The sequence below is a fragment of the Luteolibacter sp. SL250 genome (genome assembly GCF_026625605.1).
In the GTDB taxonomy this organism is placed as follows: Bacteria; Verrucomicrobiota; Verrucomicrobiia; order Verrucomicrobiales; family Akkermansiaceae; genus Luteolibacter.
In genome coordinates, this window is record NZ_CP113054.1 from 1,547,832 (window position 1) to 1,573,855 (window position 26,024).

Consider the following 26,024-nt stretch of genomic DNA (forward strand, 5'->3'; position numbering starts at 1 on the left):
CCCGGTCCTCGCATGGAGAACCGGGGCTGGGGGGCGTATGCCGGAGTAGGCTGCTCTAGGAATTATAGATGTCCTCCAGGTTGACCTTCGGCCGCATCTCGATCCTGAAAATCTCAGGACGTTCTATTGGAACCGGGACATCAGATCTTTTCCCTTCGGCGTCGTAATAGGTGATCAGCACATCAGCGACATCCACCTTCGAGTAGGTGGGTGAAAGTCTCCGGGTTGTTCTGTTTCCATAGGCGTCCCGGTGTTCGACGGTCACATCTCGGGCCGACGATGGGGCGGTGAACTCGCGGATCACCCTTTGGCGGGTCACCAGAAAGACGCATTTTCTCACCCGGTCGTAACAGAGTGATGACGTCTCGCCTCTGGGAAGGGTGTCACAGTCTTCAATCAACCTCTTGAGAGGGAAGATTTCCCCTGGCTTGATGTAGTCATGGTCTGTATGGGCGCTCCCGATAGGCATGGATGATGACCGCGATGAGTGATCGGACCCTTCCCGCAGGGAGTAGGTTGAGACTTTGGCTTTGATAGGTTTGATTTTCATCCAGACCAGTCCGGCGAAGCCGCCCATTGCTGCGAACGCGAGGAGACAGGCGAAGAGGTTGGATCTAAGGAATGGTTGTCGTCGTTTCATGGGGAAGGTGGGGGTGGAGGAGGTGTGGACTATATTGCTCCAATAGCGGAGCATTAAGGTCGTGGGAGACGGCTATGGTCAAGCTCTGGAATCGGAGCAATGGCAGGACTGAAACAGAACCTTGTGGGAGATCGGATCAGGAAACTGAGGACCGTGGAGGGCATCTCGCAGGATGCCTTGGCGGCGAAATGCCAGGCGGCAGGTTGGGACATCAGCCGTGGGACCTTCGCCAAGATCGAAGCCGGTCTCCGACGCGTGAACGATGCGGAGGTGGTCGTCCTGGCGAAAGTCCTCAACCGCGATGTGTCGGACCTGCTGGGGGGATTCAGCCTGAAGAAAGCCATCGAGGTTTCCCGTCATGGCGATACCACAGGCTGAAGCGGATCACTCCGGCTGCAGGTTGTCGTGTTCCCACCGAATGCAGGCTTCACGGGACGGATCGGAAAAGAGCACCTCCCCGGTGGAGAGATCCCTGGTTTCCCATTCCTGCTCCAGGTGGTTGAAGACGATGTCGGCCGCCCTCCTGACCTGGAGTTTCCCGAGGGAGCGTAGATCAATCACCTCCGTGTAGAGGCAACCGACCAATCCCGTGGTGTCGAATCGCAGGACATGGCTCATGGCGTGTCACCTCCGAGTCGTTGGATGTTCCGACTGGTAACGGCAGACCGGTGGAACTCGGGTTTGAGCGTGCGTGATTTCCGTTCCCCAATGGCGTCTTCAATCGCCCGGGTCGCGGCCTCACAGCCCTTTCCCTGGAATCCCATCGCCTCGACGGAGATCTGACCCGAGGGCGAAACCCTGACGACGATGCTGCGGCTCACAGGCTCCCTCCTTCCAGAGTGAGGAGGACCGTGCCATCGGACTCGATTCTCCGGGTGGCACGCAGCCCCTTGGTTCTCGCCGTCCGGAGCGTCTTGTGGACACCGTAGGATTGGAGCAGGCGACCGTAGCCGGGACCTACCTCTTTCGCGACATGGCCCTCCCACCAATCGGCGGAGAACCCGTAGCGGCCTCCTTCAACGGGATCGACGGCGATGTCATAGGGGCCTTTCAGTTTGATGACATGATCGGCTTTTCTCAGGACACCGGCAAAACCCCGGCAATGGTCGTCCTTGAGAAGCTGGAAGCCCATTTCGGCGCAGGCGTCATTGAGGGCTTCCAGGTCCCGGACTTCGGTCTGGATGGTGGTGAAGTGTGACATGGTGGTTGGTTTGAGGGGTTTTGGAGGTTTTCGGGGTTTTCCGGTTTCAGGGGTATGAGGTAGGGTTGGTTCATTCAGGCTGATGGGAGGAGGTAGGCTTCCGGTGTGGTTCAGGTTCGGCTTCGCAGTAGGGAAAATGAAGACGGACACCCGGAACGGATCCCAGGTGCCCGCCAGTGGGCTTCCGGAGTACGGAGGAGCTGCTCAGCCGACCGCCGAGAACCTCCGTGCCCCCAATTGTCCGAAACGCGCCACAACGTCCTTGGCGTCATTGCCGGAGAGCTGGACGGCGGTTTCCCGGAGGCGGCTCAGTCCGGTGGTGAGATCCCGCATCGCCCCGCTGTTGTTGCGGTAGTCGTCGGCACTCCGCTGGAGGAGATCCCGGCGGAAGCGTTCGAGCGTGTCCTCAAGCTGTTGGTCACCCGCGAAGTTGAGGGAACGGAACTGGTCGATGAACGAGGTGAGACGGTTGAGTGTCCGCTGGTGGATGCCATTCTCCGAGCCATTGATGGTGGCCAGTACATCGGTGGCGAGCCTGGCGGTTTCCGTGCGGAGGGTCGCCACGCTTTCCCGGATGAAGCCGTCCAGATCGTTCTGGAGTCTGCGTGAGGCATCATCCGCGATCCGGCGCCGTTGTTCCGCCACTTCCATCTGCTCGACCCCTTCCACGACATCCAGCCGGATGCTGTCGGGAGCGGCGACCTGGAATAAACGGACCTCGAAGGAGAACCGTCTGGCGATCCCCCCAGCGAACGGAAAGGACTGCTCGATGGTGGCGATCAGCCGTTCCGAACTTCCCTGGAGCAACGCCGCGGCATCCCGCCATTCCGCGAGCGCTTTTTCACGGAGGGGAGTGTAGCCGGCGACGAAATCGAGGGTTTCCTCACGGAACTCCTCCCGGAAACGGTCCAGCTTGTCGGTGAGTTCCGCCAGCCGGGGATTGGGAACGAACCTGGCGATGCCTCCGAGGAAGGGGAAGCTGCATGATTCGGTGAGCGCATGGGCGCGGGATTCGACCAGCGAGAACTTCGACAGGGCTTCTCGGGGTATGAGACGCTTGTGGCCGAGCTGGATCAGCCGGTCGCTGACATTGGCGGGATCGAGTCCCAGGTCTTCGGCGGTCAGTTTCTTGCAGCCCCGCCAGTAACGAATGCTGAGGGAGACGAGGACACCCCGGCGGCAGATCGCGTCGAGGAGCGGTTGGTTCGGTGGATTGGACATGATGGGATGGATGGTTGGTGTGGAAACGGAAACACCCGCCGGGCGGTGATGCCGGGGCGGGTGTGTTCCGAAGGTCGAGTGGGTTGGTTGGATGCTACGGAGACTTCCGCAGCGTGAGTGCGAACAGATACATCGCGAGGGCGCCTATCGTCATCGGCAGCCAGAAATCCGAGAAGATCTGGAAGCAGAGGGCGACGATGGCGATCACAGCGAAGATGTGGATGTAATGGGATGGTTTCATGGGAACGGGGGATCAGCGGAAACAACGGCCGACCGTCAGGACGACCATCGCTCCCAGGAAGCAGAACCCGATCACCTTCAGTCCTTCCCCCACGGGACCGGTGTCGGTGACCCGGACAGGTGGTGGAGGTCTGGATGGCTCACAGGAGACACAGCCGAGAAAGGCGATCAGCAGGAGAGGGAGGAGCACGGGTTTCATGCGGCCCTCCTTTCCATCACCCGCTCCGGGAGCCAGGCCGCGCATTCGCGTCGGTACTGGCACCAGGAACACTGCATTCCCGGCTGAGGGTGGAACCTGTCCGAAACGATGCCCATGACGGCGGTTTCGAGCAGGGCGACCACCCGGTGTTTCCGGTGTTCGTCGGCGGGCGGGGATTTCACCCGGATCACCTGCGGTGTCTTGGTTTTCACCAGGAACACCAGATCCAGCGACGGGGGGCTTTCACCGATGGAGGCTTCCATGAGGAGCTGGTAGGACACCAGCTGGATCTCATGGTCGAAGACGGCGTGGGAGGAATCGGGTTTAGCCGCCGAGGATTTGAAGTCGACCGGGATGAGGTTTCCTTCGACCAGATCCATTGCCCCGGTGAGGGGAACGGAAAGGCCGGGGATCTCTTCAGTCAGTTTCACCTCGACGGCACGCGGAGGAACTTTGGGAACCTCCGGACTGTCCAGATAGGCGGCGACGACACGCAACCCATCCTGACGGGCTTTCTCCCGCTCCTTGTCGTCCTTGTAGTTCACCGGCCCCTCGTCCCGCTCCAGGTCGCTGAATGCCTTCAGGAAGGCAGCTGAGACGGTCTCGGGGGAATCGTCGGTTCCACGCCATCGGGCCAGATGAAAGGCCTGCAATGCTGCGTGGACGGCTTTCCCCAGATGGAGGGCGACGGTGGTCTTCTTCCTGATGCAGGCCACCCGCTCGAAGTAGAAGCGGAGGGAACAGCTCAGGTAGGATTTCGCGGCGGACGGGCTGATGTGATCCGGGAAGGTTCCCGCGCAAGCGGACAATCCCGTTTCAAAACGACCTGTGGATGCCGGAGCGATCATCGTGCCCTCCTTCCGTTGGCATACGCGGATCCATTGGTCCTTCGCTGGCCGCTGGTTTGCTGGGGAGGTTGGGACGAACCGTGGGTGTCCAACAGTTCGTCGATCAACCCGGAAGCTTCCATTTTGTTGAGGGATTTGACTCCCTTGCCGAACCGCTCGTTGGAAAGCGCTTCGATGGAGGATTTGTCGAGCTGATGTTCCTCGACGACCCGGAGGATGAGATCCCGCTGTTTGTCGGAACATTTCCATACCGGACCCTGTGACCAGCCTGACGGATGGGCGGAACCGTTCTGCCTTGGGCGGGTGTGTCTGGGGGTAGTCGTCCGGTCAGGGGGAGGGGAATCGTCCATCCCGTAGTCCTGGGGCGGAACGAAGCCGGTGGATTGGATCTGCTCATCGACGTTGGTCTGGAGCAGTTGGTAAAGGCGTTCGGACTCGGCGGGGATGTCGTCGGTGGCCACCAGTTCCGTCTCCAGGGAAACGGAGAACTGGTGGGACGAGAACCCGGGAAGACCGAGCCGCTTGCAGTAGGTTGCGGTGAGCTTGATGGCCATGGTTTCGGTGGATGGGGTTGGAATCAGGGCAACAAAAAGCCCGGTCGTGATGACCGGGCTTCATGGAGCGGTTGGAGGCAGAGGTGCCTATTCAGAGGTATATAGCACGGAAGGGGCGGGAATTGCCTCCGGTGAATGGCCCCACCGTCCACCTCCTCCGTTGTCCCGTGGAGAGCGAAAATACAATTTGAATCCGACGGGAGGGGGTGTCGCGCGTGCAACAGGAGGAATATTGTCCCATTACGTTGATGATGAGTGCGTAGGGTTGTTGCAAGTTGATTTCAAGAGGGCAAATCGTGCAACAACTGCTGCACACATTCAGCGTGTTACAGATCTCGGCTTCAGATCGTGCAACCGCGTCCGACCCGGAGAACCGTCAATTCAGCCCGCATCCGTGCCTCAGGCGGATCCGCTCGGAGAGCTGCTTTCCATTTTGGCAACTCAGTGAAATCGGCGCTGTTGCACGATCGCAAAGAAGTCGGAGAGGTCGGAGGTCGGTGTCTACTAGGGAGGGATTGTCGGACAGGGAGGGAATCGCCAAATGACAGATTCACGTTCTGATATTCAGATGGTTACAACCGAGGATCGATCATGGGTGTCGCACTCTGGTGCTACAGATCAAGCAAAATCACCCTGTTCCCTTGTCGCGTGAAGCCGCAGATTGTAGCTGTTGACCTTCCTACTACGAGGACACCGCTCCACGCTCATTGCAGCTGGCAAATTGTTCTCGTCTTGACTCGGAGGTTCTGTGAATTTCGGTTCAAGAAAAATGACCCAATCCATCAAGACTCAAGCTTCTCCTGAAAATATCGGGCATCCCACGGGCGAGATTTCAGTGGAATTGAGCACCCGCTTCCTAGAGCACTTTAGCGAGCAGATGTATTCCTCGCCTCAGAAAGCGTTTGAGGAGCTTATTTCGAACAGCTGGGATGCAGGAGCTGACTACGTGGACGTCAGAATACCCGATGACCTTTCCAATCCTTCAGCGACAATGTCCGTCCTCGACAACGGACATTCCATGAATGAGGAGGGCCTCCGGCAACTCTGGCACATAGCGTTTTCTCCCAAAAAAGGGAATCCGGTTTCTCACGGAAGAAAAGTCATTGGAAAATTTGGTATCGGTAAATTAGCCACTTACGTTCTCGCATCAAAAATGACTTACATCTGCCGAGCTGCAGACGGTGTTATTCGTCGGGTAACTATGGATTATGGCAGTATCGACGCGCAGAAAGATTCCGAGAAACTCATCAGAGACTTGAAGATCGATTTGTTTGAAGTGAACGAATCGGAAGTATCGGAGGCCCTTGGTCCAGTTGAAGGTGGAGCGGAGATACTGGAAATCATCGCGAAAAATTTCCCGACCTCTCAGGCCCATACCTACGAAGACGAGTTCGGTGCACCGAAATCTACTCTCACTAAGGCTGCTAGCAACACGTGGACGCTTGTCATTCTATCAGAATTGAAGCCCGCCGGTCGCGCACTTAAAAAGGGAATTTTGGGCCGGATGCTTCAGGCTGCGTTGCCATTCGGAAGTGAGATGGGAATAAATATGAATGGAAGTCCATTGACCTCCTCAAAGGCAGCTTTGCCCAAAATGAAGGAGTGGCAAATAGGACCGGGTCTAGGCATTGACCATGTAGAAATTTACGATGAGTCAGAATCTCCAGCTGAGCAATCGGAAGCTAGTAATCCCACGATTCCCACAACCCCTAAGCGCTACACGGTCACTTACGGTTCTAATCCAGTTCCTCACGCCAATGTTGAAGGCATAGGTATGGTGACAGGTTGTTCAATCTTGTTCGAGGATCGTGTAGCAACGGGAAAAAGCGAAGAACGAGGCGCATCGAATGGATTTAGTGTTAATATCTTAGGAAGAGTGGTTAACCAAGGTGATCCCAGCTTTGGAGAGAAGAATCTCAGCCACGCAGCATGGGCACGATTTCGAATGAATGTGAGGGCCGATGGCCTGAACGATCTAATAACAACAGATCGTGAAAAATTCAAAAACGATGAACGCCTGCTGGTTTTCAGAGCTTTCTTACGCCGAGTATTCAACAAAGCTCGGTCATTTTACGATAGCGATGCTAATGCAGGAATGCCCGACGGTGGAGATCTCTTGGTGAAATCTCTTGGAGTGCTCTCTCTAAACCCACTTCGTAACGTCGTCTCCGAAGCACTTAGATCCCATCAGCCTATGCTTCCTGGCCTTTTCGACGAGAGAGGAATCGGTGACAGGGAGGCTGCTCGCCGCTCATGGCAGGAGAACACTGGCGAAAATATCAAGTCCGCGCTCGACGTCGTGAAATACGAAAAGATCGATGACGACAGTTTTGTCCAATTTCGTATTTCTGACAATACTATAGTGGTCAACTCTGATCATCCCTTCGTTGTAGAGCATAGCCGCTCTAAAGCCGAAAAGGAACTAATGCGAACGATGGCTATGGTAAGCTTACTTTCGGACGTTTTCGCTCTGGATATCGGCATTGAACCGGCTGCCATTCAAAGCATTAGGGAGTATAGAGACCGACTTATGAGGTTCCGAGCAATGCAGTCCAGAAGTTCCGGGACACATATTGCTAAGCTCCTTCTTCAGACTCAACACGATAGCGACAACAGTAAGTATCTTGAAGCCGTGCTTTCTGACGCACTTCGGTATCTTGGATTTCACGTTGTAGACATGGCGAAGCCCGGAGAGCCGGAAGGCCTAGCTAAAGCCTTTGCATCTCCGAGCACTATCCTACCCACCGCGGCCGAGCCAAATCCTCCGCTTTACAGCTTTTCTTTTGATGCCAAGAGCACAAAACATGATCGAGCAGCCACAAACAATTTGAATCTTGCGGGCATAAGTGATCATATGAAGCAACATAAGGCGAACTACGCCCTCGTTGTTGCGCCCGGATTTAGCGAGGGGTCCCTCGTGGCACGATGCACCCAGCAGCAAATTACTCCAATGATCGCCTCGGATCTTGGGAAGCTCCTTGAATACACGGTTCGTCACGGAGCCATACCACTGACGAAACTCCGGGAAATGTTTCAATTCTACGACCCCAATGACCTCTCTCGTTGGGTCGAGGAACTAGAGCCATGGCTGGTTCAACAACGACCTCTAACTCTAGATACCTTTTTGAAGGCTCTAGAACTCCTCAAAGGCAAAATACCTGATGCATTGCCGGCAGAAATGATTGCCTATGTATGCAGAGAAAATTTAGGAGCGGTTTCGGTTGTTGGGCCTCACGTTGTTGCTCTTGCAAAGGGTTTGGCGATACTCGTGCCAGACCTTGTAGGCGTGGATATCGACAAAATCGTGGTAAATGCTAATGCGGGGAAGGTAGCCGCTGCCGTAATGGCCCAGCTCGAAAAACTTCACGACACAAACCCCATCGAAGACACGACGACAACAGTCTAAATGATTAAGCCTATTCATCCTTTTCCGGCTCGCATGGCTCCGAACCTAGCCATGGAGGAATTATCCCGCTACCGGGACTCAATAATATTGGACCCAATGGCGGGGTCGGGAACCGTTCTAAAACACGCGTCGGTGGCAGGCAATCAAGCGATAGGGTTGGATATGGACCCGCTTGCCGTGATGATGTCACAGGTATTCAACACCGGTTACGACCTTAATGAGGTGGCGATGATTCTCAAAAAAATTCTTAACCGAATCAATGACTTCACCGATCAAGAAGTCGAACTCCCATGGATTGATGGAGATGCTGAAACCCTGAAATTTATCAAATTCTGGTTTGGCCCAAGACAAGAATTGGAAATTCGCCGTATCATAAAAGCAATCAATGACATACAGCTTGAGAACCAAGCTCAGCATCTGCCGTCGTATTTCGATTTGATGAGAATTGCACTCAGTAGAATCATTGTAACGAAGGAGAATGGCGCTTCTTTGGCAAGAGACGTTTCGCACAGTCGCCCTCACAAGGTGACGCATTGGTCGGTTTATGATGTGACAGCAGGTTTTCAGAAGTCACTGAGCAACATTTCAAAACTGCTAGAGCAAAATGGGGCTCATGGTCTCGTCAAAGTTTCCAGAGGGGATGCTCGGAATATGACGACCATCGAAAATCGATCGATAGACTTGGTTTTCACCTCTCCCCCTTACCTAAACGCGATCGATTACATGCGGGGTCACAAATTAGCGCTCGTTTGGCTGGGTTATACCTGCTCCGAGTTGCGAAAAATTCGCTCAAGCACTATCGGGGCAGAAAGGGGCCCAGAATCGAAAGAGGAGGTAGATACTTTCGAAAAAATTTGTGATGAAATGCTGAGCGGATATGTGGTCGATCCTCGAACCCAGCAGATGATTACCCGATATGCCGGCGATTCATACCGTTTGATGTCCGAAATTTCCAGAACTTTGAAATCAGACGGAAAGGCGGTTCTGGTGGTTGGAGACTCATGCTTAAAGGGCGTTTTCATCAAAAATTCGGGCTGCTTCATTAAAGCGGCAGAAATGGTAGGAATGAGATTGTCGAAGAGAGCCGAAAGAGAAATTCCTGCAAATCGCAGATATCTTCCCATGCCGGCGAGGGACGGATCGCAGCTGGCGGCAAGGATGAGGTCAGAAGTCGTGCTTACTTTCGAGTTTCCCGCGATCTAAACATAGCTGAAGATATTCGGTTAGAAATTGCGAAAAGGACTACTACCACAGGAGGCACGAGCGGCAGCAATCAAGGGTCGCCGCCCTTCCTCCAGACATTCAGTTTGAAGCCAACACCGCTTTTACGCGCTGGACCGTGCTCGCTCCTCTTCTCGTAATCTTGGCCGTATTTCGGACGGACTGTCCTGCTTTCAACTGGCGAACCACATCTCGATACTTCAAAAGCAATACCTTCTTTTCTAACACCGTTCCTTTTGGCCTGCCGAGCTTCCTTCCTTTTCTCCGAGCTTCTTCCAGCCCCGACTTGATCCGCACTGAAAGAGTCTCCACCTCGCTCCGCGCCATTTCAGCGAGCAAAGCGAGCATGATGGGCGCGGCGGGATTCCGTTTTCCGCTAGGGAGGAGGGTTTCGATGCCTTGGGCGTGCCAGTAGAGTGAGACTTGCAGCTCTTCCAACGTCTCAACGAAGCGGTGAACGATGCTGTTCCGCCTCGCAAGGCGTGAAACTTCGTGAACAAGCACCTTTTGAATGCGCCCCTCCGCCGCAAGGTCCTCCGCACGACGCAAACCGGGGCGTTCGGATTCATCCGCGGCCTGAAATCGTTTCCCGGCAGATTTCGACGATCTCATAACCCTTCTTGTCCGCGTAAGCGGTCAATTCGGACACTTGCCGGTCGGACTCCTGCCGATTGGAGGAGACACGAACGAGAAGGCATACGGGGATCAAGGTGGCAGGCACAGGTGAAAACTGCCAAATGTATTCAAAAACTCATCTGAATAACCTGGTACACTTGGCAGGCCGCGAAAGCTAAAGTTGCGGCACGAAAGAGCCGTGAGGTCACGGATGAATTGAGAATTTTCCCTTAATGAAGATTTCTAGGTATCGCTCCGCGACACGACTGGGCATGACGGAAAGGCTGGCGGAAGCCAGGCCGTCGGCGGTAATCTCAGTGGCCAATCAAGGAACAAACCGGATTGATTTTGGGGTAGGACCATCGTTGGTGATGAATAGAATGTCCTCATCGGGATCGTTTGCTCCGCTTGTGTTGGCAGGTGTCTGCTGCTCGCCCTCAATCAGTGCGTCCATCCCCACGGTGACGTTATCACTGTTCAGATAGTAGTCGGAGGTGGTGTTGATGCTGGTGTGGCGGAGGAAGCGGCAAGCTTCGTGGAGACCGTGGAGTTCGTTGACCCGGCTGCCTGCCTCCTTCCGGAGTTCGTGGAGGGGCTTCTGGACGTTTGCCAAAGGTTTCTCCCCATCAACGGTGACATTCCGGAGCCACTGGCAGAGACGGTTGAAGTGATCCCCGCAGCGCATGTGTTTCATGGACGGGTGACGAGCCTCGGAAATCACATACACAGGAGCTTGGAGAGGTTTCCATCCGGCGATTAGCTCACAGGTTCGGGCATCAAGCGAAATACTCCCAACCGAGCAATGCGTTTTGAGCGTGTGTCCTTCCGCATCCCGGATGTGGAGTTTCTGCGCCTTCAGGTCGATGTCCGCCCAGCGGAGTTTGTCCACCTCGTTTCTCCGGAGGCCGGCGCTGATCACAAGGATCAGGATCTGCCATTGCTCGAAATCGGTGGTGGACCCGGAAAGATCCACTTTCGCCATTTCAATGAGTTGCCCCAACTCCACCTTGGAGAAGTGGCGAACGGGAGCTGTTTTCGGCAGGGTGATGTCCGTGAAAGGGGATACGAGCGTGATGTTGTGAGTCCGGTTGAAGGCTTCCAGTGCGTTCTTGTGGAAGAGGCTCTTGGCATTCACGAAGCGGGATCGGATGGTGCGCCGGTCCGATTGAGTAGTACATTTCCGGGTTCCCGTGGCGATCCATTTCTGAATGGCCTCCCGGGTGACCTTTTGGAGTGAGACCTTGTCGATCTTCTCATTCCGCTGGTTCGGCTTGAATCCGGTGCGTGGAATGGAGGCGATATCTGCGACGATTGCCCGGAAGGCGGTGACGTAGGCGCGGCGGGTTGTCTCGCCAGTCGAAACCACATTATCAACATAGCACTGGATTAGGCTGCCAACGGTAGGTTCCGGTTTTTTGGCGGGAGGCTCAGAGGCTTCCAGGGGGCCATCGATGAGAATGGGGGTGAGAGGATTGATCCCTTTCCGGGCATAGTGATTTGCCGCGTCCCATCCTTCCTTCTCAACTGCGATCCAGAGCTCTTTTGCTTCCGCTGCGGCTTCCCGTTGGGTGGTGGATTTGAGGGTAACGAGTCGGTTCTTTCCGTGGGATTGGAAACGCACGCTGTAGGTGGGAGCGGTCCAGGTCCCGATGGTCTGTTTGAAAACCCGTTCTTCCCAGTGCTTCAGCTGGCTTTTGGAGTAGCGGTTCCGTCGCTTCGGGGTGGGGGAGGGGGGCTCGGATCTTATGCTATTCTTATGCGACTTCTTGTCTGGCTGCATGTTTTCCTCATGGTGTCTTGAACTGGGCGACAAATCAATGGAAATCACTGAAGTAAAAGGGTTTTGTGGCGGTGCTGAGTCGGTTCAGTGAGAGGTTGAATCTTTGAATTTGTTAGATTCAGGTTCTAGTGGGGGCAACCCCGTGGAGGTTCGAGTCCTCTTTCGAGCACTTCTTTAATAAAGACGAGTTAGGGAGCCGGCAAGGCTCCCTTTTTCGTGTCCGGGGAAAATGCGGAGAGGATTGCGAACTTTTGTTAGATCGCGGAGCTGGAAGCGTTAGATTGGCGGGCTGAATGGCTGACAAAAAGATCGTGATCGTAGGAGCGGGACCGGGAGGACTCACGGCGGGCATGATTCTCGCGCGGAGGGGCTTTGACGTCACCATTGTCGAAAAGCAGGCTCACGTCGGGGGGCGGAATGCGGAGCTGAAGGTTGGGGGCTATTCCTTCGATACCGGCCCCACCTTCCTCCACCAGAAGTTCACGCTGGATGAGGCGTTCCAAGAGGCCGGGCGGGATTCGGCGGAGTATCTGGACTTCGTGGCGCTGGATCCGATGACCCGCCTTTCCTGGGACGGCGTGTCGCTGGAGACGTCCCCGGATCCCACGCGGATGGCGGAGGGCATCGCGCGCGCGTTTCCCGGGGATGAGGAGGGCTACCGCCGTTTCATGGCGGACCACGCGGTGAAGATGCGGACCATCTATCCCTGCCTGCAGCGTCCCTACCACGAGCTGAAGGCCTACCTGTCCACCACTCTGATGAAGGCGCTGCCCTACGTCCTGACGCGGAAGTCGGTGGTGGACGTGCTGGATGACTATTTCCGGGATGACCGGCTGAAGCTGGCCTTCACGTTCCAGGCGAAATACCTCGGCATGTCCCCTTGGCGCTGCCCGGCGCTGTTCAGCATCCTTTCCTACACGGAGTACAAGTATGGCATCTACCACGTGCGTGGCGGCCTCTGCCGGATCTCCGACGCGATGGCTCGGGTCTTCGCCGCATATGGGGGGACCCTGCGGCTGGAGGCCCCGGTGAAGGAGGTCCGCTTTTCCGGCGCACGCGCGACCGGCGTTACCCTGGAGGACGGCACCCGCCTGGATGCGGATGACGTGATCCTGAACGCGGACTACGCGCACGCGGTGACCACGCTCATGAACGGTCGTTCCCGGCCCAGGGAGGAGATGGAGCGGAAGAAATTCTCCTGCTCCACCTTCATGCTCTATCTCGGGCTGGACACCATCTATCCGGATGAGCCGCACCACCACATCCTCTTCGCGGACGACTATCTGCGAAACGTGGAGGACATCCAGGGCGAACGCCGTATTTCGGACGACATGTCGATCTACATACGGAACTCCTGCGTGAACGATCCGCTCGTCGCTCCCGCCGGGAAAAGCGGTCTCTACATCCTGGTGCCGACGATCAACACCCGCCACAACCCGGACTGGCGGACTCAGGCCAAAGAATACCGGGACAAGGTCTTGGAGCGGGTGGAACGCAGGACCGGGATGAAGGATCTGCGGCAGCACATCGTGGAGGAAAGGATGATCACCCCGCAGGATTGGAGGGACGGGCTGGATGTGTTCATGGGCGCCACCTTCAATCTGGCACACACGCTGGACCAGATGCTCTACCTGCGTCCGCACAACCTCATGCGCGGGTATGAGAACCTGTATCTCGTCGGCGGCGGCACACACCCCGGCAGCGGCCTGCCCACCATCTACGAGAGTGCCCGTATTTCCTCCAACATGATCTGCGACAGCCACGGCGTGGCCTATGAGCGGGCGGACTTCGCATCTGCCCTGCTGGCCTGACCACCTTGGGAAAGCAGCCCCAGCAGCCGCGCGCGGTTGATCCTCTGCAGAAGGATGCACGGCAGATTCGCCGCCAGCGCGTAGAGGGAGATCACGCCACAGCCCCACCATGGATTCCACAGAAAGGGGATCGCACACAGCCCCAGCGCCACCCAATGGCACGCTTCGCCGCGCCGTGTCTCGGAGATGAAGCGGCGGAGGTAGCCCGCATCCCGCGAGGCGAGCGACCGCTTGCGGAACCCTCCTGCAAACCATGAGGCACCGTCGGGGAGCAGCCGCTTCCATTTCCTGAGGAAGACGGGCATCGTCGGCTTCGCGGGTGGTCGTGAAGGGACGGGCGAGTCAAACCAGCGGTCCGGCAGGCGGGTGAACGCATAGGCACAGCCGATCTGGAGTACGGGCAGGGTGATGACGTTCAGCGCGATGATCCACGGCACCGGCAGTTCAATCCACATCCGCCACCACCTTTCTGCCCTTCCACGTCACCTGTCTTCCGGCGGGTCCCAGCGAGCGGATGAAGACCACGAGATAAAAGGCGAGCGACACCGGATAGAACAACGGGACCCAGATGGGGAAATGGCCCACGCGTCGCAGCATCCAGCCCAACTGCACCACGTAGAGCAGATAGATGAACGCGAAGACCGGCGACAGGAACAGTGTCCCGGCAGCCCCCCACAGCGAGCTCATCCACATAATGATGAGCAGCAGCGTCCCGGGCGGCGTGGTGGCCGCCCCGCCTGCGAATCCCTTGCTCCATCCCGGGATGAGCTCCCTGATGCCTCCCGGATACATCCGGAAACCAAGGATGCCCTTTCCCGCGGCGGAGGCCGTGGGGACTCCGCGCGCCAGCAGCACACCGGCCAGATGGACGTTCTCCAGGATCCGGTCCTTCACGGCTCGATGCCCGCCGAAGGCCTCATACTCCGCCCGCGGGATGATGAGGCATGGACCGGCCAATCCCCGCGGGATGGTTCCCAGAGCCATCATCAAATTGAAGAACGCGGAGAGTGCCTCACCGCCTCCCCCGGCGTCGTGCCAGGGAATGAGGGACCAGGCTCCGCCGGGATAGCGGTCCAGCATGCGGGACAGCCCGTGCCCGGGAATCAGACGCGTATCGGCATCGAGGAACAGCAGGAGCTTTCCCCGTGCGGCTTCCGCGCCCTTCCGGCATGGCCACGTTTTTCCCCTCCAACCGGGAGGCGGCGGACCGGGATGGATGACGGTCGCTCCTTTCCCGGCGGCGATGGCGGAGGTGTCATCACTCGAATCGTCATCGACGACGATGACCTCCAGCGGCTGTATTTCCTGGGCTGCCAGGGAATCCAGCAGGCCGGGCAGGTTGGCCGCCTCGTTCCGTGCGGGGATGATGATGGAGACGGTGTCCGCCGGTGGCGGCTGTGCCGCCATCTCCGGTGGCAGCAACCGGAATGCGAGACGCCAGCAAAGGAACCAGGACACGCCCAGAACGACGATCAGGGTGATGTGCGCTTGTTGTCCCATGCGACGATTTTCCGACACGCGTTCTGGCCGCCCAGCACCACCATCGGCATCCCGCCTCCGGGGTTGGCGGAGCCTCCCGCGAAGAAAAGGTTCGGGTAGTCCGTGCTCTGCTGGGGTGCCTTGAACGCCAGGTTCCTGAAACGGTCCGCAGCCACCCCGTAGATGGAGCCTCGGTTGGAGTTGTACTGCTCCAGCAGGTCCTGCGGTGTCCACGTATGCTGGACCACGATGTGTTTCCGAAGATCCTCCAGTCCCATCCGCTCAAGCTTCTCCAGTACCCGGGTACGGAAGGCATCGTAGTCAGTCGGGGTCAGCGGAAGGTTCTCATCCAGCGGCGGGATGTGGGGCAGGATCTTCAGCGCCTCGCACCCCGGCGGCGCGACTGAGGCATCCGTGCGGGACGCCGCCACCAGATAGATGGTGGGATCCTCCGGCAGTTCGCCCTTGACGAAGACGCTGCGGAAATGCGCCCGCTGGTCGCCTGAGAAGAAAAAGTTATGGTGGGCCAGTTGAGGGTAGGTGCGGTCCAGTCCCAGCTCCATCACCAGGCCGGAACAGGCGGGCACATATTTCTTCTCCAGCTTCCGCACCGCCGCCTCGTCCGTGCCCAGGAGCTGGCGGTGCGTGGGTATGAACTCCACGTTGGAAAGGATGATGTCCGCCGGGTGGATGGTGCCGTCCGTCGTGCGGGCACCGTTCACCATCCCTCCGCTGCGCGTGATCTCCTCCACCTTTGTGTCCAGCAGCACCTTCACCCCCAGCTCCTCCATCAGGCGGCCCAAACCGCGGGCGATGCCGTACAGCCCGCCATCAACATACCAGAGTCCGTAGCGGAACTGGATGGCGGGCAGGCAGTTCATGAAGGCGGGTGCCCGGTGGGCGGACGATCCCACGTATTTGATGAAGTAGTCGAAGATGTCCCGCATGTGGTCCGTCTTGAGGAACCGCTTCACCCCGCCATGCATGGTGCGGAAGAGATCGAACTTCGTGAAATTCTTCAGTCCATAGTGGGCACGGAAGTCCTTCGCCGTATCCAGTCCCTGCTCGAAGTAGCCGTCGTTGACCAAGTCATACAGCCCATAGGAATACTCCAGGAAATCGCGCACTGCCTGCGGATCTTCGCCCGCTTTCACCGCTTCATCCGCCATCACCCCGGGATCTGGATGCAGGTCGATCACCGCCCCGTCTTCAAAGAAGTTCCGCCAGTGCGGCAGCAACTCCCTGATGGGGATGTAGTCCGCCATTTTTTTTCCGGACCGCTCGAACAGCCGCTCGAACAGATGCGGCAGCGTGAGGATGGAGGGACCGAGATCGAAGGTGAAGCCATCCGTCTCCAGCACGTTGAGCTTTCCGCCGATGCGGGGGTTCTTTTCGATGATGGTCACATCGTAGCCCTCCTGGGCGAGGGAGATGGCGGCGGAGATACCTCCCAGACCGGCGCCTAGAACCAATACCCGCTTGCCGCGGGAGCCAAGGGATGTTGCGGATGGTGGGGTCATGCGGGGATGGGCGGTGTCCAATCTCGCACGCCGTCACGTTTCCGCTAGAAATGTTTCATCACCCGGCGGAGGATGGCGGGATGAAAGACGAGCAGGCCCGGCGGCAGGCATTGCAGGCCATGCTCCGTGCCCTGGCGGATGCGGAAGGGGAGTTGCTTGACGCCTTGCATCATGACCTGGGCAAGTCGCCTTCCGAAGCCTACGTGTCGGAACTGGAGGGAGTGCGCTCGGAGTGCCGCCACGCGCTGGCCCATCTCCACCGGTGGATGAAGCCGGAGCGGAGAAAGCTGCCGCCGATGGCGTGGCCGGGACGGGCGGTGCTGCATCGCGAGCCATGTGGTTCCGTTCTGGTGATCTCACCGTGGAACTATCCGGTCTTCCTTTCGCTCACGCCCGTTGCCTGCGCGCTGGCGGCGGGATGCTCCGTGGTGCTGAAGCCATCGGAACGTGCGCCGCGGGTCGCGGAGGTGCTTGATCGGATGATGGCAGGGGCGTTCCCATCCGGTCTGGTTTCCGTGATCGTAGGGGACGGCGGCACGGCGAAGGAGCTGCTGAAAAAGCGCTTCGATCATTTCTTCTTCACCGGCTCGCGCGGGACAGGCCTGGAGGTAGCGGCGGCGGCCGCCCGTCATGGGGTGCCTGCAACCCTGGAGCTGGGCGGGAAATGTCCGGTCATGATGTTCAGCGGCGGTGGAGCCGGCGGCACGAAACTCCGGGACCGGCTGGACACCGCCGCGCGGAGGATCGCCTGGGGGAAGTATCTCAACGCCGGGCAGACCTGCGTCGCGCCGGACCACGTGCTGGTGGAAAGGGACCTTTATGAGCCGCTGCTGGATGCCCTGAAAAGGGCGTTCGATTCCTTTGGCCGGGATGGCTATGGCAAGATGGTGGATCGCAGGCACTTCGACCGCGTGCGGGCCTATCTGGGACAGGGAACCATTTTCCATGGCGGGGTGGTCGATGAAGCCACGCTTTCGATTTCACCCACCATCCTCACCGACGTGGCGGATGACGCCGGTGTGATGAAGGAGGAGATCTTCGGCCCCGTGCTGCCGGTCATCCCCTGCGATGACCTGGAGGATGGCCTGCGGCGTGCGCGTGCGAACCCGGACCCACTCGCGGTCTATCCGTTCACGGAGGATGCCGGGGTGGTGGAGCGTATCCGGGCGGAACTGCGTTCCGGCGCGGTCTGTGTGAACGACGTGGTGGTGCATGTGGCGGGTGTCGATCTGCCTTTCGGGGGCACGGGGAACAGTGGCATGGGCCGCTACCGGGGGAGGGCTGGCTTCGATGCCTTCTCGCGTGAGAGGATCGTCCTCAACCGCGGCTTGCGGTGGGACCTGCCATTCCGCTACCCGCCTCTTCCGGATCTGAAGAATCTGAAACGGGCGCTGAAGATTTTCGGAGCCTAGGCCCGCCCGATGGAACGGGAAATTTTCCGGTTTGCATGAATCAAGGTTTGTGGCGATCCGGGGGATCTGCCTCGATCTTCCCATGATTGGAAAGTCCGGGTGGTTGAGCAGGAGGATGGAGGGATTCGTGGGACCCATCGCCCGATCGGCGGTGATGGGTGTTCTGCTTTTGGGGGGAGCCAAGGCTGAGGTTGCGCGGACATGGGATGAAGCCATCGCCCGTGTCACGCCGATCGCCGGGCAGAAGTCCGGAAGGTCTGAACTGACGGGGCTGGTGGTGGCGGGATACCAAGGTTGGTTCGCAGCGGAGGGGGATGGCTCGGGTCTTGGCTGGAAGCATTATGGTGGAAAGAACCTGGGGCCGGGGAACTGCAGCTTCGATCTCTGGCCTGACATGAGCGAGATGGGGGATGATGAACGCTATCCCACCGCTTTCCGTCATGAGGATGGGAAGGTGGCCACGCTGTTCAGCAGCTATCATCCGCGGACGGTTGACCGGCATTTCAAATGGATGGCGGACTACGGGATCGATGGTGTGATGCTCCAACGGTTCGGAGTGACCCTGAAGTCACCACAGTCCTACGATTTCGGCACCACCGTGATGCGGAACGTCCGTAACGGTGCTTCCACCCACGGCCGGAAATGGTCGGTGATGTACGACTTGTCCGGGATGAAGGGGGAGGATGTGGTGCCGGTGATCCGCGAGGACTGGAACCGATTGGTGGAGAAGGGGAGGATCCTGGATGATACGGGGTACCTTCACCACCGTGGGAAGCCTCTGGTCACCATCTGGGGTGTCGGCTTCAATGACAACCGGGCCTATGGGCTGGAGGAGTGCGCCCGGTTGGTGGATTTCCTGAAAGGGGAGGGGAATGCAGTCATGCTGGGTGTGCCGTATTTCTGGCGGGATCTCGGACGCGATGCCATTGCGGATCCGGCGCTGCTGGAACTGCTGAAAAAGGCGGACATCATCAGTCCGTGGGCCGTGGGCCGATACCGGGGGGCGGATGCGGTGGCGAAATCCCTGCCGGGGCGCTTGGCGGGGGATCTGGCGTGGACTGAGGAAAATCAGCTTTCCTACATCCCGGTGATCTTTCCCGGCTTCAGTTGGCGGAACCTGGAGAAGGGCAGGGGGCGTGACGCGCCTCTGAATGCGATCCCCCGGGAAGACGGGCGCTTTCTCTGGCAGCAGGCGGTGGAGGCGAAGAAAGCGGGTGCCGGGATGATCTATGTCGCGATGTTTGATGAAGTGGACGAGAGCACCGCGATCCTGAAGGCGTCCAACAACCCTCCGGTGGGTGACAGCGGATTCGTGACCTATGGAGAACACCCACCCGACCACTATCTGTGGCTGACGGGTGAGATCGGGAAGATGCTCCGCGGTCCGGCAGCAACGGAATACCGGATGCCGGAGCGCTGATGCGGTGATCCGCAAAGATTCCTTAGGCTGGTAGCGGGTCGCAGGCTGCAGCCGGCGGTGTCATCACCCAAAGCAGGTAGGACTCCGGGATTGTCCGGCATCCTCCGTCTCATCTATTTTCGGGATCTCCATGCCATCCATCCGTTGAATCCATTGAGATTGTTGATCATTCCGCTGCTCCTGGCCTACCCGCCGCTTGGTGCGGCAGCACCTCCCCGGAAGCCGAGGCACGGCGCGTCCATCGCAACCTCCGATCTCCAGGGCAAACCGGCGAAGTAGGACGGCCCGCATCCAATTCACAAACACCGATATGAAACCACTGAAATTCCTCATTCTGCCTTTGCTCCTCGCCTTGCAGCCGCTTGGTGCGGCGGAGAAGCCCAATATCCTTTTCATCTTCACCGACGACCTCGGGGCCTCCGATCTCGTCTGCACCGGTTCCACCCTCTACCAGACTCCGAATCTGGATAAACTCGCCTCGCAAGGGATGAAGTTCACCCGGGGCTATGCCGCCGCGCATGTCTGCTCCGCCTCCCGCGGGGCCATCCTCACCGGCAGGACGCCCGCCCGGCTCCACTACACGATTCCCGGATCCTCGCCTGAAGGGGCAAAGTTGCTCGCACCGCAGGCGCGCAAGGGAATCCCGAGCGAGGAGGTCGTTTTGCCGAAGCTCCTGAAGTCCCAGGGCTACGCGACCGCTTGGTTCGGCAAATGGCACTGCGGGGAAGGGGCGAAGGCGGCGGGCTTCGACGAAGGGAACCAGGATTGGAACGAGAACAACAAGAACGACCCGAAGGATCCCAAAGGGGTCTATACCCTGAACCGGCAGGCCATGGAGTTCATCGGGAAAAATCCGGGCAAGCCCTTCTTCATCGCGCTCTCCCACTACGCCGCCCATTCGCCGAACCGCTTTGATCCGGCGGTTGCCGCGAAGTACCAGAAGATCATCGACGAAAAGAAGATCAAGGGCCCCCGGCAGAAGGATGCGGGCTACGCGGCCATGATCGAGGCGCTGGATGACAGCGTCGGGAAGATGCTTGATTTCCTCGATGAGAAGGGCCTGGCGAAGAACACGCTGGTGATCTTCACCTCCGACAACGGCGGTGCCGTGCGTTTTACGAAGAACAACCCGCTGCGCGAGGGCAAGGGAACGCTGCATGAAGGCGGCATCCGTGTCCCCGTGCTCGCCCGGTGGACGGACCGCATCAAACCGGGCACCACGAATGACACTCTGCTCAGCGGCATCGACTACCTGCCGACCTTCGCCAGTGTCATCGGCGCGCCTGCTCCGGAGGGCATCGACGGCAAGGACCTCAACGCTGCCCTGACGAAAGGGGAGACGGTGGATCGCGGGAAGCTATTCTGGCACTTCCCCCACTACCACCGGAAAGGTCCCGCGGGTGCCATCCGCGACGGCGACTGGAAGCTCATCGAATGGTTCGAGGACGGCAAAACCGAACTCTTCAATCTCGCTCAGGATGTTTCGGAGGAGAAGGACCTCTCCGGCGAGAACCCGCAGAAAACCGCCGAACTGCTGGCCGATCTCAAGACATGGCGCGAAAAATCCAACGCCCAGATGCCCACTCCGAACCCGAAATACGATCCCTCCGGAAAAGGCGGAGAGGCGAAGTCCGGAGAAGAGGAGGAGTGAGGATCATGGGCCGCGGGCTGATCACATCCATCGGGACGCCGGCGTGAATGGCGGCGCTCCCGGTGTCCCTGATCAGGAATTGGCCTTCGCCAGGGCTGCGGCGACGAAGCCTGCGAACAGCGGGTGCGGATGGTTCGGCTTCGACTGGAACTCCGGGTGGAACTGCGCGCCGAGGTAGAATGGGTGGTCCGGGATCTCGACGATCTCGACCAGGCCCTCGTCCGCGGACACGGAGGAGATGACCAGTCCGGCGTCGGTGAGCTGTTCCTGATAGTCGGAGTTGAACTCGTAGCGGTGGCGGTGGCGTTCGTGAATGCGGTCCGCGCCGTTGTAGAGTTCCGCCGCTTTCGTTCCGGCGAAGACGATGGACTCGCAGGAGCCGAGGCGCATGGTGGCCCCCATGTCTTCGATGCCTTTCTGTTCCTCCTGGAGGCAGATGACGGGATGTTCGGTCGCTTTCTCGAATTCGGTGGAGTTGGCCTTCTTCAGGCCGCAGACGTTGCGTGCGAACTCGATGGTGGCGATCTGCATGCCCAGACAGATGCCGAAGTAGGGGATCTTGTTCTCGCGGGCGTATTTGGCGGCGAGGATCTTGCCCTCGATGCCGCGGTCGCCGAAGCCGCCGGGAACCAGGATGCCATCGACATCACCGATCACTGCGGCGGCACCGTGGTCCTCGATGGCCTCCGCCTCGACACGGACGATGTGGACCTTCGTGTCGTGGTGGGCACCGGCGTGGATGAGGGACTCGTAGATGGATTTGTAGGCGTCCTGCAGCTCGATGTATTTCCCGGCGACGGCGATGGTGACCTTGTGGAGCGGGTGGATGACGCGCTGGACGAAGCGCTCCCAGTCCTCCAGGGCGGGGGCGGGGGTGTCACCGAGGCCGATCTTGTCCACCACCAGGCGGTCGATCTTGTCGCGGCGCAGGTCGAGCGGGCATTCGTAGATGGAGTGGGCGACGTCGCGGAAGGCAACGACGTTCTTTTTCTCCACGTTGCAGAACATGGCGATCTTCTTGCGGTTGTCCTCGTCGAGGTCCGCTTCGGTCCGGCAGATGATGATGTCCGGCTGGATGCCCAGTTCACGGAGCTTCGCGACGGACTGCTGGGTCGGCTTGGTCTTGATCTCACCCGCGGCCTTGATGAACGGCAGCAGCGTCACGTGGATGAAGCAGACGTTCTCCTTGCCCACCTCCAGGGCGAATTGGCGGAGCGCTTCGATGAAAAGCAGGCCTTCCATGTCGCCGACGGTGCCGCCGATCTCGGTGATGAGAACATCGACCTCGGGGTTGTCGGTGGTGACCTTGTGGAGGCGGAGTTTGATCTCATCCGTCACGTGGGGGATGAACTGGACGGTCTTGCCGAGGTACTCGCCGCGGCGCTCCTTCTTGATCACGGAGTCGAACACCTGTCCGGAGGTCAGGTTGTTCATGCGGGAAAGGACGCCGGAGGTGAAGCGTTCGTAGTGGCCCAGGTCGAGGTCGGTTTCCGCGCCGTCATCCAGGACGTAGACCTCACCGTGCTGGTAGGGGGACATGGTGCCCGGATCGACGTTCAGATAGGGGTCGAACTTCTGCATCAACGTCTTCAGCCCGCGGTGCTCGAGCAGCGTGCCGATGGATGCGGCGGCAAGACCCTTGCCGAGAGAGGAAACGACGCCGCCGGTGACGAAGATGTATTTCATAAGTGGAAAGTGAGCAGGGATCAGTGAGTAGTGGAAAGAAGACGTTCGATCTCGTCAGCCTGTCCGGGTGTGTCAACGCCGGGTGAGGTGTCGTCCGTGACCAGAACCTTGATGGAGGCGCCGTTCTCGAGGGCGCGGAGTTGCTCCAGGGACTCGGCTTTTTCAAGCGGAGATGGTGCCCAGGTGACATATTTCTCCAGGAAGCCGCGGGAGTAGGCGTAGATGCCCTTGTGGCGGAAGACGGGGAGGTTCTCCACCGCGTTGCGGAAATAAGGGAGCGGGGAGCGGGAAAAATAAAGCGCGCGGCCATCCAGGGCGGTGACGACTTTCACCACATTCGGGTCGGCCACGGCGGGGTCCGCAGGGTCCAGCGGATTGGCGGCGGTGGCCATGTCCAGCGTGGCGTCCGCGGCCATGGCGGCGGCGAGTTCGTCGATGAGGGCCGGATCAATGAGCGGCTCATCCCCCTGGATGTTGATGATGTGGGTGGCCTGCGGGATGGCGCGGGCGGCCTCCGCGATGCGGTCGGTGCCGGTCGGGTGGTCGGGGCTGGTCATCACCACCTTTCCGCCGAAGGCGGTGACGGCGGCGGAGATGCGCTCGTCGTCGGTGGCGACGATGACGTCATCGAGGTTGGAACATTCCTGGCACCGTTCCCAAACGTGCTGGATCAAGGGTTTGCCGGCGATGACATGGAGCGGCTTTCCGGGGAAGCGTGTGGAGGCCCAGCGTGCGGGCAGGATACCAATAATGTGGGTGGTGGAGTCGGAAATGGGCACGCTGAAAATGGGCTGGGCGAATTTATGGGAGGGGACCCACGGGCGACAAGGCCGGTTTTGGGAAAAGATTGGAGTGCCCCCGGGCCCCGGGAAATGCCGCAAATCGGTTGACCTGCCGGGGACGGTGCCGATAGTTCCAAGGCATGACGGGAAAAGGAGGCCTCACGCAGCAACATGCGGACCGGATTCTCGCGGGGAGGACGGTGGAGGATGCCGCGGCCCGGCTGGAGCCGGACTGCGCGGACCTCCCGGAGATCCCCATCGGCAGCGCGAAGGTCAACCGGGAGCGGGCATCGCGGATCTGGGACCAGATGGGCGGGGATCCGCAGTGGCGGGAGATCCTGCTGGACCGGTCGGCGGATGAACTGGAGTGCTACCAAGGGAACATCGAGAACGCCATCGGCGTGATGAGGATGCCCATCGGCCTGGCGGGGCCGTTGAGGGTGAACGGCCTGTCGGCAAAGGGGGACTACCCCATCCCGCTCGCCACCACGGAGGCGGCGCTGGTCGCCAGCTACCACCGGGGCTGCCGGGTGCTCACCATGGCGGGAGGTGCGTCCGCGATGGTCCTTTACGAAAGCATCGCACGGGCACCCGCCTTCGCATTTGAAACCGCGTCCGACGCCTGCCGGTTCGTCGTCTGGGCGCTGGCCCAGTTCGACGTTTTCCGGGAAAAGGTGGCGGCGACCACCTCCCACGGGAAGCTGATCGACGTGGGTTCCACCGTGGAGGGGAACCACGTGTATCTGAATTTCGAATACACCACCGGAGACGCCTCCGGGCAAAACATGGTCACACTGGCGACGCAGGCGGTCTGTGACTATATCCTGGAGGCCAGTCCGGTCCTGCCGGTCCGCCACTATGTGGAGTCGAATTTGTCCGGCGACAAAAAGGCCAGCGCCCGCGCCTTCTCCACCGCCCGTGGGAAAAAAGTGACGGCGGATGCGAGGCTGCCCGCGGAGCTGGTGGAGAAATACCTGCACACCACCCCGCAGGCGATGCGCGACTACTGGCAGATGTCCGCCATCGGCGGGGTGCTGAGCGGTACCATCGGCATCCAGGGGCACTTCGCGAATGGTCTGGCCGCGCTTTACCTCGCGACCGGCCAGGATGTGGCGTGCGTGGCGGAGTCCGCCACCGGGGTGACGCGGTTCGAGGTGACGGAGGAAGGCGATCTCTACGCCTCCGTCACGCTGCCGGGCATCATGGTGGGGACGGTCGGCGGAGGGACCGGCCTGCCAACCCAGAAGGCCTGCCTGGAACTGATGGGCCTGTATGGGGATGGGAAATCCCGCGCGCTGGCGGAGGTCTGCGCGGGCCTGCTGCTGGCGGGGGAACTCTCCATCATCGCCGCGCTCAGCGCCGGGCATTTCTCGCGCGCCCACCGCAAGCTCGCCCGCACCCGGAAGACGGACCCGTGATGTTTTTCCAACGCTGGCACACCTACCAGAAGGAGCGCTTCCCGCTGCTGGCGCACGGCCCGCTCATCGCGGCGTTCAGCGCCTGCGCGGTCGCCTTTTCCTCAATGCTCCGGGACGCGCCTCCTCCCGGGTGGGCCGCCTATTTCACGGCCTTCACCGTTTGCCTGCTGATGTTCCTGCAACTGCGGATCGCGGATGAGTTCAAGGACGCGGAGGAGGACGCGCGCTGGCGTCCCTACCGGCCGGTGCCGCGCGGGCTGGTCACGCTTTCCTCGCTGCGGGTGGTCTTCATCCTCGCCGCCGTCATCCAGGCGGGTGTGTCCCTGTGGCTGGACGAGCGGCTGCTGATCGTGCTGGGCATCGCGTGGAGCTACCTCGCGCTGATGAGCGTGGAGTTCTTCTGCCGGGACTGGTTGAAAAAACGTCCCGTCATCTACCTGGTCTCCCACATGGGGATCATGCCGCTGGTGGATTTCTTCGGCACGGCCTGCGAGTGGCTGCCCGGCGCGGGGCAGGCACCCGCCGGGCTGGGGTGGTTCCTGGCCGCCAGCTTTTTCAACGGCGTGGTCATCGAGATCGGGCGGAAGCTGCGGCAACCGGCGGACGAGGAGGAAGGCGTGGAGACCTACTCCCGGCTGTGGGGCAGGCGTGGCGGCGCGATGGTCTGGCTGGTGGCGCTGGCCTCCACGCTGGGCTGTGCGGTGATGGCGGCGCGCGCCATTTCCTTCGTCCCGCCCATCGGCATCGGGCTGGGTGTGTTGCTGGCAGCCGCCGTGGTGATCGTCATCCGGTATCTTTCGAAAGGAACCTCCGGCAAGTGGATCGAGAATTTCTCCGCGCTGTGGACGCTGGCTCTCTATCTCCTGCTGGGGCTGGTGCCGCTTGCGTTCCGTTAGATCCTGCGGGATTGTCAGGAATCC

The 26,024-nt window shown here is 59.5% G+C and carries 24 protein-coding genes; 9 read left to right on the forward strand and 15 right to left on the reverse strand.

The genetic code is table 11. The features are described from left to right. Positions 1–55: 55 nt before the first annotated feature. The gene (locus OVA24_RS06845) at positions 56–640 is read right to left on the reverse strand and encodes a hypothetical protein (protein WP_267674450.1); all 585 of its coding nucleotides are present in this window, start codon (positions 638–640) and stop codon (positions 56–58) included. A 99-nt stretch (positions 641–739) separates the two neighbouring features. Here OVA24_RS06845 and OVA24_RS06850 point away from each other — a divergent pair, with 99 nt between their 5' ends. Beyond that, the gene (locus tag OVA24_RS06850) at positions 740–1,018 is read left to right on the forward strand and encodes a helix-turn-helix domain-containing protein (protein ID WP_267674451.1); all 279 of its coding nucleotides are present in this window, start codon (positions 740–742) and stop codon (positions 1,016–1,018) included. A 6-nt stretch (positions 1,019–1,024) separates the two neighbouring features. Here OVA24_RS06850 and OVA24_RS06855 read toward each other — a convergent pair whose 3' ends face one another. From OVA24_RS06855 to OVA24_RS06885, 7 genes are all read right to left on the reverse strand, one after another. Then, positions 1,025–1,258, reverse strand: a complete 234-nt coding sequence (locus OVA24_RS06855) for a hypothetical protein (RefSeq protein ID WP_267674452.1) — start codon at positions 1,256–1,258, stop codon at positions 1,025–1,027. A 199-nt stretch (positions 1,259–1,457) separates the two neighbouring features. Continuing rightward, on the reverse strand, positions 1,458–1,841 hold the full coding sequence (locus OVA24_RS06860; protein ID WP_267674453.1) for a DUF1257 domain-containing protein: 384 nt from the start codon (positions 1,839–1,841) through the stop codon (positions 1,458–1,460). Positions 1,842–2,045: 204 nt separating this feature from the next. Further along, complete coding sequence (locus tag OVA24_RS06865; RefSeq protein WP_267674454.1) at positions 2,046–3,062, reverse strand: DUF3150 domain-containing protein; 1,017 nt, start codon at positions 3,060–3,062, stop codon at positions 2,046–2,048. Positions 3,063–3,156: 94 nt separating this feature from the next. Further along, complete coding sequence (locus OVA24_RS06870) at positions 3,157–3,303, reverse strand: hypothetical protein (RefSeq protein WP_267674455.1); 147 nt, start codon at positions 3,301–3,303, stop codon at positions 3,157–3,159. A gap of 12 nt (positions 3,304–3,315) precedes the next feature. After that, positions 3,316–3,501 carry a hypothetical protein gene (locus OVA24_RS06875; RefSeq protein ID WP_267674456.1) on the reverse strand — a complete coding sequence of 62 codons (186 nt, stop codon included), beginning with the start codon at positions 3,499–3,501 and terminating at the stop codon, positions 3,316–3,318. After that, the gene (locus tag OVA24_RS06880) at positions 3,498–4,310 is read right to left on the reverse strand and encodes a RecB family exonuclease (protein ID WP_267674457.1); all 813 of its coding nucleotides are present in this window, start codon (positions 4,308–4,310) and stop codon (positions 3,498–3,500) included. The genes OVA24_RS06875 and OVA24_RS06880 overlap by 4 nt, the downstream gene beginning before the upstream one ends. Positions 4,311–4,345: 35 nt before the next feature. Beyond that, positions 4,346–4,903 (reverse strand): hypothetical protein, encoded by a 558-nt coding sequence (locus OVA24_RS06885; protein WP_267674458.1) that lies wholly within the window; start codon positions 4,901–4,903, stop codon positions 4,346–4,348. Between the two features lie 769 nt (positions 4,904–5,672). Here OVA24_RS06885 and OVA24_RS06890 point away from each other — a divergent pair. Beyond that, entirely contained in the window at positions 5,673–8,309 is a 2,637-nt protein-coding gene (locus OVA24_RS06890) for an ATP-binding protein (RefSeq protein WP_267674459.1), read from the forward strand. Between the two features lie 33 nt (positions 8,310–8,342). Then, a complete protein-coding gene (locus tag OVA24_RS06895) occupies positions 8,343–9,512 on the forward strand; it encodes a TRM11 family methyltransferase (RefSeq protein ID WP_267674460.1) in 1,170 nt (389 codons plus the stop codon). Positions 9,513–9,611: 99 nt separating this feature from the next. Here the strand turns inward: OVA24_RS06895 and OVA24_RS06900 are convergent, their stop codons facing one another. Continuing rightward, positions 9,612–10,142 carry a recombinase family protein gene (locus tag OVA24_RS06900; RefSeq protein WP_267674461.1) on the reverse strand — a complete coding sequence of 177 codons (531 nt, stop codon included), beginning with the start codon at positions 10,140–10,142 and terminating at the stop codon, positions 9,612–9,614. A 328-nt stretch (positions 10,143–10,470) separates the two neighbouring features. Then, complete coding sequence (locus OVA24_RS06905; protein WP_267674462.1) at positions 10,471–11,511, reverse strand: site-specific integrase; 1,041 nt, start codon at positions 11,509–11,511, stop codon at positions 10,471–10,473. A 707-nt stretch (positions 11,512–12,218) separates the two neighbouring features. On the opposite strand from OVA24_RS06905, the gene crtI (OVA24_RS06910) reads away from it, so the two are divergent. After that, entirely contained in the window at positions 12,219–13,736 is a 1,518-nt protein-coding gene (gene crtI, locus OVA24_RS06910; RefSeq protein ID WP_267674463.1) for a phytoene desaturase family protein, read from the forward strand. Here the strand turns inward: crtI (OVA24_RS06910) and OVA24_RS06915 are convergent. The 3 genes from OVA24_RS06915 to crtI (OVA24_RS06925) are packed head-to-tail and all read right to left on the reverse strand — an operon-like array spanning position 13,697 to position 16,735. Beyond that, positions 13,697–14,191 carry a glycosyl-4,4'-diaponeurosporenoate acyltransferase CrtO family protein gene (locus OVA24_RS06915; protein WP_267674464.1) on the reverse strand — a complete coding sequence of 165 codons (495 nt, stop codon included), beginning with the start codon at positions 14,189–14,191 and terminating at the stop codon, positions 13,697–13,699. The genes crtI (OVA24_RS06910) and OVA24_RS06915 overlap by 40 nt on opposite strands. Continuing rightward, the gene (locus tag OVA24_RS06920) at positions 14,181–15,236 is read right to left on the reverse strand and encodes a glycosyltransferase family 2 protein (protein WP_267674465.1); all 1,056 of its coding nucleotides are present in this window, start codon (positions 15,234–15,236) and stop codon (positions 14,181–14,183) included. The genes OVA24_RS06915 and OVA24_RS06920 overlap by 11 nt, the downstream gene beginning before the upstream one ends. Then, positions 15,209–16,735: a phytoene desaturase family protein gene (crtI, locus tag OVA24_RS06925; RefSeq protein ID WP_267674466.1), complete on the reverse strand. Its 1,527-nt coding sequence runs from the start codon at positions 16,733–16,735 to the stop codon at positions 15,209–15,211. Before crtI (OVA24_RS06925) ends, OVA24_RS06920 begins: the two co-directional genes overlap by 28 nt. A 50-nt stretch (positions 16,736–16,785) precedes the next feature. Between crtI (OVA24_RS06925) and OVA24_RS06930 the strand changes: the two genes are divergently transcribed. The 3 genes from OVA24_RS06930 (at position 16,786) to OVA24_RS06940 (ending at position 21,218) form a co-directional block, all read left to right on the forward strand. Next, complete coding sequence (locus OVA24_RS06930) at positions 16,786–18,147, forward strand: aldehyde dehydrogenase family protein (RefSeq protein WP_267674467.1); 1,362 nt, start codon at positions 16,786–16,788, stop codon at positions 18,145–18,147. Between the two features lie 154 nt (positions 18,148–18,301). Further along, on the forward strand, positions 18,302–19,567 hold the full coding sequence (locus OVA24_RS06935) for a glycoside hydrolase family 99 protein (protein ID WP_267674468.1): 1,266 nt from the start codon (positions 18,302–18,304) through the stop codon (positions 19,565–19,567). 310 nt (positions 19,568–19,877) lie between these two features. Next, positions 19,878–21,218 carry a sulfatase gene (locus OVA24_RS06940; RefSeq protein ID WP_267674469.1) on the forward strand — a complete coding sequence of 447 codons (1,341 nt, stop codon included), beginning with the start codon at positions 19,878–19,880 and terminating at the stop codon, positions 21,216–21,218. Positions 21,219–21,290: 72 nt separating this feature from the next. Here the strand turns inward: OVA24_RS06940 and OVA24_RS06945 are convergent, their stop codons facing one another. Together OVA24_RS06945 and kdsB are read right to left on the reverse strand one after the other, a co-directional pair. Next, on the reverse strand, positions 21,291–22,904 hold the full coding sequence (locus tag OVA24_RS06945; protein ID WP_267674470.1) for a CTP synthase: 1,614 nt from the start codon (positions 22,902–22,904) through the stop codon (positions 21,291–21,293). 20 nt (positions 22,905–22,924) lie between these two features. Then, on the reverse strand, positions 22,925–23,683 hold the full coding sequence (kdsB, locus tag OVA24_RS06950; protein WP_267674471.1) for a 3-deoxy-manno-octulosonate cytidylyltransferase: 759 nt from the start codon (positions 23,681–23,683) through the stop codon (positions 22,925–22,927). Positions 23,684–23,826: 143 nt separating this feature from the next. On the opposite strand from kdsB, the gene OVA24_RS06955 reads away from it, so the two are divergent. Further along, complete coding sequence (locus OVA24_RS06955) at positions 23,827–25,104, forward strand: hydroxymethylglutaryl-CoA reductase (protein ID WP_267674472.1); 1,278 nt, start codon at positions 23,827–23,829, stop codon at positions 25,102–25,104. Continuing rightward, positions 25,104–26,000 carry a UbiA family prenyltransferase gene (locus OVA24_RS06960; protein WP_267674473.1) on the forward strand — a complete coding sequence of 299 codons (897 nt, stop codon included), beginning with the start codon at positions 25,104–25,106 and terminating at the stop codon, positions 25,998–26,000. Before OVA24_RS06955 ends, OVA24_RS06960 begins: the two co-directional genes overlap by 1 nt. Positions 26,001–26,024: the final 24 nt, after the last annotated feature.